A 9,034-nucleotide genomic window follows, 5' to 3' on the forward strand; every position below is an offset into this window, starting at 1 on the left:
GCACTAGTGATGGCATTAGCACTGTTTACTGCATTTGTGTTCAGTTCTAACGAACCATCGGTGACTGCACCATTCATGTAGGAGTTGGTGATGCTATCCACATTGGCATCGGCGTTTGTCGCCCCAGCTCCCACAAAACCCACTGCAAGTCCGCTAGAGTTTGCCTGTGCTGTGGATTGAGATTGAGCATTAAACTTAGCAACACCTGCCGTTCCAATATTTGCAGTATCGCCACCGCCAGCACTAGTTTGAGCAGTAATCTTGGCATTGGTAGTGGCTCCACCGACTCCAACTAATCCAGCTGATGTGGTTGCTGCATTGGCTGTTGCTGTGTTAGTGGAATTGGCAGTAGCATTCAAAGGCGTAGCATTGGCAACTTTACCATTCACATACGCGTTATTGATGCCGCTGGTATTCGCAGTCGCAGTCGTCTTGCCAACCCCCGCAATTCCGGCGGAGGTATTGGCAGAATTGGCATCGGTCGTGGAAGTAGAGGTAGAGATGAAATTAATAGCACCAGACGTGTTGATCTTCGAAGTGCTCCCTGCACCTGCTCTAGTTACGTTAGTGACCAAAGCAGTAGTGGTAGCTCCACCGACTCCAACTAATCCAGCTGAGGTTGCCGATGCATCGGAGTCAGCTCGATTGATTGATGTAGCTGTGACATTAAGGGTACTTGCATTTGTCAGCTTACCGTCCAGGTATGCCTGGTTACTGCCGGCGGCGATCGCTGTTGCATTGGTCGCACCAACTCCGACGACCCCCGCAGCAGTCGCATCTGCATCAGCTTTTGCATTTGAGGTGACGTTAGAGGTAAAGGACACAGTGCCATTAATCGACAGGTCTGCCGTACTTCCCGCTCCTGATTTAGCACTATGGCTGATCTGAGCAGTAGCGGCAGCTCCACCTATGCCCGCAATTCCGGCTGAGGTTGCATCTGCATCTGCAGTCGCTGTATTTGTTGCTGTTGTTTTAGCGGTGATAGATGCAGCCCTGACCGCTGTGCCATCCATGAAGGTCGCAGTACTGCCACCGACATCAACAGTAGATTTCGTCGCACCAACTCCTGCCAGCCCAGCAGCGATACTTGGTGCTGTAGCAATTCCGCTTGAGGTGGACGTGGCAGCAATATTCACGGCACCATTCATGTTAATAACGGATGCGCTACCTACTCCAGCACTGGTGTTATTAGTGACCTTGGCATCTGACCAAGAACCCCCAATTCCCGCACCAAAAGCGACTGATGTTGTCTGAGCTTGAGCATCAGCTTGGTTTGTGGACGTGGCGGAAATGGTTAGAGCATTAGCTCCACTAACAGAACCATTCATTCTCGCCCCAATATGGCCTCCAGCATCGGCGGTGGCGGTGGTTGACCCCATGCTGACCAAACCACTCACTGAAAGTGCCTTGGCATCAGCTTCAACCAACTGATTACCAATAGCTTTCAATGTGATGTCTTGAGTTGTAGTGAAGTTGGAGCCAGTTCCAACGATCACTTCCACATTGGCATTATGTTTAGCATCAGCCCTGGCACCCGCACCACTACCAATCAGGCTACCAGCTGCGGCGATCGCTTCTGCGGTCACTTCCTCCCCTAAAATATTGTGAGTAGCGGTCATTGAAATAGATTGGGCGTTAACCGTGGTGTTGGCATCTGCGCCAGCATTCACTGCTGTCTCTAGCGTAGCACTGGCAATAGACACACCGGCTCCAATGACTCCAGATACAGCGACCCCAACCGCTTTGGCATCTGCATCAGAGCTAGCAGTTGCTTTGACGTTAACCGCCCCTGCAACATTAATGATGTCATTGGCATTCACTGCATCGTTGTCGCCTAAACGGGCACTAACCGTTGGCGCAACATTAGCAGTGGCAACAGTGCCACTTCCGGCTGCAATTAACCCACCAGACGTTGCCTCGCTGGTCGCTTTACCAATGATGGTTGAATCGGCGGTGACATCTAAGCTGCTAGCGTTACCCACAGAACCATCAAGGTAAGCGCGAGTGCCGCCGCCAATGTTAGTTGTAGCAAAGGTTGCTCCAATCCCAACGGCTCCAGCAACCGACAGTGCTCTAGCATCTGAGGAAGCCCGTTGATCTCCTCTGGCTGTAATCGCAATGCCTTGCGTGGTAGTTAGTTTTGCACCATCATCCACAATGACATCCGCGTTTGCATTCGAGGTCGCGTTGGCGATCGCGCCTGCCCCGCTACCAATCAAAGCCCCAGCTGCTGTTGTCGCTTTAGCGGTTACTTCTTCATTGTTTACATTGTGTGTCGCCTGCATCGTAATCGAGTTGGCATTAACCGTCGTATTCGCGTCTGCTCCAGCGTTAACCGTTGTGCTCAGGGTTGCACTAGCGACCGATACCCCTGCGCCAATACCGCCTGCTACCGCTAACCCAAGTGCCTGAGCATCAGATTCAGATTTTCCAGTGGTCTTAACGTTGACGGCTCCTGTTACGTTGATCACGTTGTTGGCATGAATAGTGTCTTCACCGCCCAAACGCGCACTCACCGTAGGCGACACATTAGTTGTAGCGGCTGTACCATTGCCTGCTGCCAGCAGACCGCCTGCGGCTGCGATACTGGTCGCCAAGCCAGTATTGTTAGCGTCTGCTGTGACGTTAAGGGCACTGGCAGTTTGCACCGAGCCATCCATGTAAGCCCTTGTGCCGCCAGTAATGGTTGCGGTTGCGATGGTGGTTCCCATGCTGACCCCGGTGGAGCCAGATAAGCCGCCTGAGGTAGCAATGGCAGATTGACTGCTGGTTGCCGTTACATTAATCGCACCAGCAGCACTAAGAATGGATGCATCGTCCACTATTGAATTAGTGTTGGTACCAATGATACTGGTCGCATCCGCTCCAGTTCCGCTGAATCCGTAGATACCAACAGCAGCAGCAGCAGCAGTAGCAGTAGCGATAGAGGTTGCTGTCTCTTTAGCGCTCAGATTGATGCCTCCTACTCTGGCAGTTACGCCACTGTCGGCATTGCGAATCGCAGATTCAACGGTATTGAAAATTTCGTTGCGTGCCAGTGCTACCCCAATGGCCAGGGCAGCTCCGGCAGGAGCAAAGGAAGCCGCAACCGAAGCGGCCCCAGCCATGGCTGTAATGGTCGATGTATCTTCTGCGGTGAGGGAAATGCTAGCGGCCTGAATGCCTGTCGCTCCATCACCATCAATAAAGGACTTAACTAGAGAAGCTACTTTGTTGTTTGTGCTGGCTCCAGCTCCAGCGGCTGATCCTCCGACCAGTCCGGCAGCGATCGCTACAGAACCTGCCAGCACTTCGGATGAGATGGTTTGGCTGGCGATCGCCCTCTGTATTAGCGTTTTACCTGCGTTGATGCTGGAGTTTTTAACGTAAGCCTGCACTTCTGCCGGGAGGTAATTGCCGTTCACGTCGTAGCCAATTAAATTACGGGCTACTCCTGCACCAATTGAAACTCCAACACCAACGACACCGCCGCCAACGGAAGCAGAAGCCGTCAGCACTTTAGCATCAATCCTGGCAGTGCTGGTCGAGTCTAATGTGACATTGTCATTGCTATTGAGAACACTATCCTGGATGTAGGCATTCGTTTTAGTGAGAATCACGTTTGTAGATTCCGCCCCTGCGCCACTGAGAGCAATACCAGCTTTGCCTGCTACTGCTGCCGCTGCGGAAGCCGCTTGAGAAATTGCGCTAACGGTTGCCGACTCGTTTGCAGTGACTGAAATCGAACCAGAGCGGGCAGTAATGCCGTTATCTGCATTCCTAACAAACGCTTCAACTTCGTTGCTGATGGTGTTTCGGGCTAGCGACACACCAATTGAGAGTGAAACGGCTGCTACGCCTGCAAAGGAGGCAGCTAACGACGCTGCACCGGCTTCAGTTGTGATACTCGAAGTATCATTGGCACTGAGTGAAACGGTTGCTGCTTGAATGCCACTGGCTCCATCTCCATTGATAAAGGCTTTTACCAGGGAGGCGACTTTATTTTCAGTGCTTGCTCCTGCACCGCTCACTCCAACTCCAGCAACACCGCCACCAGCGATCGCGACAGATCCCGCCAACACTTGAGCATTAATCGTTTGATTTGCCAGTGCTTTCTGGCTCAGACTGCCACTCGCATTAATGCTAGAGTTTTGCACATATGCCTGCACTTCAGCCGGAACACGGTTGCCGCTTAAGTCATAACCAATCAAGTTCTGCGCCACTGATGCACCAATCGAAGCGCCTACTCCAGCCGTACCACCGCCCCCTAACGCTGCAGAAGCCGTGAGTACCTGGGCATTAATGGTTGAAGTGTTCCTGGTATCTAAATCAACCTTGCCAGCACTGTTCAAAACGCTGTTCCTCACGTAAGCATTGGCTTTAGTGAGAATCACGTTTGTAGAATTTGCCCCCGCACCACTCAGGGCGATGCCAGCAGTACCGGCGATCGCGGCTGACGCTGAAGCAGCCGCAGACAGTGCCGTAATTGTAGCGGCTTCATCAACATTCAACAGGATGTCGCCAGCTACCGCTCTGACACCGCTATCTGCGTTCTTAATATACGCTTCTACTTCATTGCTGATGATGTTTCGTGCCAGCGATACACCAATCGAGAGCGAAACGGCTGCTGTGCCAGCTAGAGATGCAGCTAATGAAGCGGCACCAGCCGTTGCACGAATGGTTGAAACATCATCCGCTTTTAGCAACAAGTTAGTTGCCTGGATGCCAGTTGCTCCATCGCCATCAATGAAAGCTTTTACCAGGGATGCCACTTTGTTTTCAGTGCTAACCCCAGAGCCACTGGCTCCTACTCCAGCCGTACCCCCTCCAGCGATCGCGACAGAACCTGCCAAAACCTCTGCTGTAATCGTCTGGCTCGCAATGGCCTGTTGCGTTAGCGAACCATTAGCCTGAAGGCTGGAGTTGCTAATGTAGGACTGAATCTCTGCTGGAACGCGATTACCGCTCAGGTCATAGCCAATCAAGTTACGAGCTATCGAAGCACCAATCGAAGCACCCACACCTGCTGTACCACCTACCCCAGCTGAAACTGAAGCGGTGAGAACCCTTGCGTCGATTGTTGCCGTGCTGGTTGTATCTAGGCTGACGCTACCAGCGCTGTTGAGGACGCTATCTCTGACGTAGGCATTTGATTTCGTCAGAATTACATTTGTAGATTCTGCCCCTGCTCCACTCAGAGCAATACCTGCGGTACCGGCGATCGCGGCGGAAGCAGAGGCTGCGGCAGACAATGCCGTAATGGTAGCCGCTTCATCGGTATCCAACGTGATGGCTCCACTACGAGCCGTCACCCCAGTATCCGCATTCTTAATAAACGTTGCGACCTCATTGCTGATCTCGTTTTGAGCCAGAGCCACACCAATCGACAGGGAAACCCCTGCTGTACCGCCAAACGAGGCAGCCAGGGAAGCCGCTCCAGCAATGGCTGCAATATTGGAGCGATCATCCGCTTTCAACGTGATGCTACTGGCTTGGATTCCGGTGGCTGCATCGCCATCAATAAAGGCTTTAACGAGAGTTGCCACCCTGTTCGTGGTACTAACGCCTGCTCCACTTACCCCCACTCCTGCGGTGCCACCACCCGCGATCGCAGCCGATCCTGCTAACACTTCTGCGTTGATCGTTTCGTTGGCGCTCGCCTTCTGCGTCAGACTTCCTCCGGCATTAATGCTGGAGTTGCTGACATAGGCTTGCACTTCTGCTGGAACACGATTTCCATTCAAGTCGTAACCAATCAGGTTACGTGCTACCGCTACACCAATGGATGCACCAACTCCCGCCGTACCCCCGCCACCAATCGCCGCAGAAGCGGTCAAGACCTTAGCTGTAATCGTTGAAGTATTGAGCGTATCGAGCAGAACATTACCTGCACTGGTCAAGCTACTGTTCTGCACATAGGCATTGGATTTGGTTAGAATCACGTTGGTTGATTCGGCTCCCGCACCGCTGACTGAAATTCCATTGGTTCCAGCCGCCGCAGCCGATAGAGAAGCTGCCGCAGATAGTGCTGTAATCGTTGCCGATTCGTCCGTATCGAGGCTAATCGCTCCGGTTGTGGTTCTGACTCCACTATCTGCATTCTTGATGAATGTCTCAACTTCGTTGCTGATCTCGTTTTTAGCGATCGAAATACCAACCGATAGTGCAACGGAGTTACTACCAGAGAAGGCTCCTGCCAGAGATGCAGCTCCTGCATTGGCATTGATGGTTGATGTATCATCTGCCTTAAGCGACACGCTACCCGCTTGAATTCTAGTCGCGCCATCTCCATCCACAAAGGCTTTAACGAGCGTCGCGATTCTGTTCTCTGCTCCCACTCCTGAACCACTCAATCCAGCAGCATTACTGCCGGAACCTACAATCGCCATTGATCCTGCCAGTACTTGGGCATCAATGGTTTCTTTGGCAATTGCCTGCTGAGCCAAATTACCCCCAGCATTAATGCTGGAATTGCTGACATAGGCTTGTACATCGTTTGGTAAGCGATTACCACTGGCATCGAAGCCGATCAGGTTACGAGCGACGGCTGCTCCCAGGGAGAACGATGCCCCATTAGATCCACCAACACCTCCAGCAATTGATGCTGTGGTAACTTTGGCATTGATAGTTGATGTATTGGTTGCAGTGATTCCAACATCTCCTCCACTGGTGACATGGCTACCTGCAATATAGGCATTGGCATCATTCAGAATCGTGTTAATAGATGCTGAGCCACCCCCACTGAAACCAAGGCTATTACTGCCACTACCACTGATCGCGATAGAAGCGGCTGTGGATGTAGCGGTGATTGTTGCGTTTTCAGTCGCACTGAGTTTGACTGCACCAGAAGCCGCTTGCACGTTTGAAGTATTCTTAATCGCTGCTTCTACGTCGTTGTCAATTTTATTCCAGGCTAACGATAGCCCCACGGATACCGCACCACCGCTAGAACCGGATAGCGATCCAGACAGGGAAACAGCTTGGGCATCAGCCTTAACAATCGATTGGTCGGCAGCCGTTAGGGAAATATTCCCCGTCGTAGTTGTGATGCTGTTGGAGCCATCGACGTACGCTTTGACAAGAGACGCAATGTAATTCTGAGTCTCCAATCCGCCTGCGGATATGCCACCGGATTGACCAGAGGAAGCGGCGATCGCCATCGAAGCAGCATTAATCGTCGCATCTACGGTATTGGTTGATGTTGCAGATAAAGCGATACCGCGACTTGCATTTACATCAGTGTTCTTTAGGTAAGCTTGTACCTGGATCGGAGCCTGTGTGCTGGTATCGCTCCAACCAATCAGGTTATGAGCCAGAGAGAACCCAATTGATACACCGGCTGTTGTCCCTGTACCCGCTCCTGCTGACGCTGAGATACTTTCAATCATCGCTTTGATGCTAGAAGCACTATTGGCACTTAGCACGACCTGTCCCTGTCCAAGGGCTGTTCCAGTTGCGGTCACATCACTATTTTCAATGAACGCATTGGCTTTACCCAAGATCCGGTTCACTGCTGTTGCACCACCACCGCTGAAGGCTGTGCTACTAGAATTACTAGCAGACACAGAGATAGAAGACGCGGTTGAAGTAGCATCGATCGCTGCATTTTCGGTTGCACTCACACTGATGTTGCCGTTGTTAGCCGTGAGTGAATCGACATTGCGAATTCGTGCCTCCATGTCATTCTTGATTTCGTTGCGAGCCACGCTCAATCCCACGGATACTGATGTCGTGGACGAGGTTCCGGCTCCCATCGATAGTGATGTTGCACTCACATCTGCATCAATTCTGGATATATCGCTCGACTGAACGGCGATTCCCCCTGAAGCCGATTCAATCACGACTGCATTGTCAATGTAGGATTGCACTTGAGTACTCAACTTATTAAGTGCCACTACAGCTCCTACACTAACTGCAGTGCCACTGCCATTTAGAGATCCTTTGATGGATGCAGAAGACGATGCAATATTAGCTGCGATCGCCGCATCAGAAATAGTAGTCAGGCTAATGCTGCCATCTGCATGAATGTTTGATTGATCGATAAAGGCACGAACCTCAGCGGGTTTCTCATTGCCAATACTGGTTCCGAATAATGTATCGATCGCATTGAAGAGGAAGTTTTGACCTTCCCAACCAATCGTATTGAACGCCAGGGTTACACCAACCGAAATCCCTCCTGATGTCACATTACTCGTGATATCGGCAGTAATTGCTGAGAGGTTTTGAGCATTTAAGGTGACATTTCCGGCATTTGTAGTGGTGATGTCGCTATTGGTAATGTAAGCGTTGGCGGTACTGAGTATAGTGTTGGTAGCGATCGTACCGTTCACAGCTAGCGAAGTACCCTTACCAAAAGGAGTACCACTCGAAGCCGTGGTTGTACTATCCATCAAGGCACTAATCGTGGCTGACTCCAGCGCAGAAACCTGGAGCGATCCACCACTGGTTACAGTAGCAGAATTAATAAAGGCAGAAGCGCCACCTCGTACATCGTTGAGGCTAATCAGACCAGAAGCACCAATAGAGTCAGAATTGCTGAAGGGAGAAACATTTGAAACCTCAGAAATCGCTGTTAAATGCACCTTGGCAGAGATCGCTGCACTATCTTCTGCACCAACTGTGATCCCTCCATCGGTTTTAACTACCTTCAGTCCTGTGTAAGAACTATCAAAGTCAATAGATGCTTCTGTGGCAGAACTGACTTTGTTCAAACCAATCACTGCACCAAAACTTAAGCCACTCGAACCCGTTAATCCTTCTGCTGTTGATTCTGATGTGTTACTAATGTCTGCAATCAGAGATCCCGTAGCCGTTGCACTCACATTTAGTGAACCCGTGTTATCCACTATGGTGTTCAGTAGATAGGCTCTCGTATCAGCTCCACCAGAGGCACCAAAGGCATCTGCAATAGCAGGGTCACCAATCAGGGCATCAACCGTATTGAACAGGATGTTCTGTGGTTGCCAGCCAATCGTATTGAAGGCAAGGGTGACCCCAATGGCTTTGTCACCCGATTCAGTGGCATTAATCACCTCAGCGGTAATCGTGGCATCGT

The 9,034-nt window shown here is 51.3% G+C and carries 1 protein-coding gene; it reads right to left on the minus strand.

Going from position 1 to position 9,034, the window contains the following annotated elements; translation table 11 throughout:
• Nucleotides 1–9,034: hypothetical protein (locus IQ268_RS31440; protein WP_193887325.1), on the minus strand; the 9,034-nt coding region annotated here is incomplete at both ends.

Origin of the sequence: Oculatella sp. LEGE 06141 (assembly GCF_015207605.1) — a bacterium.
GTDB lineage: Bacteria > Cyanobacteriota > Cyanobacteriia > Elainellales > Elainellaceae > Oculatella.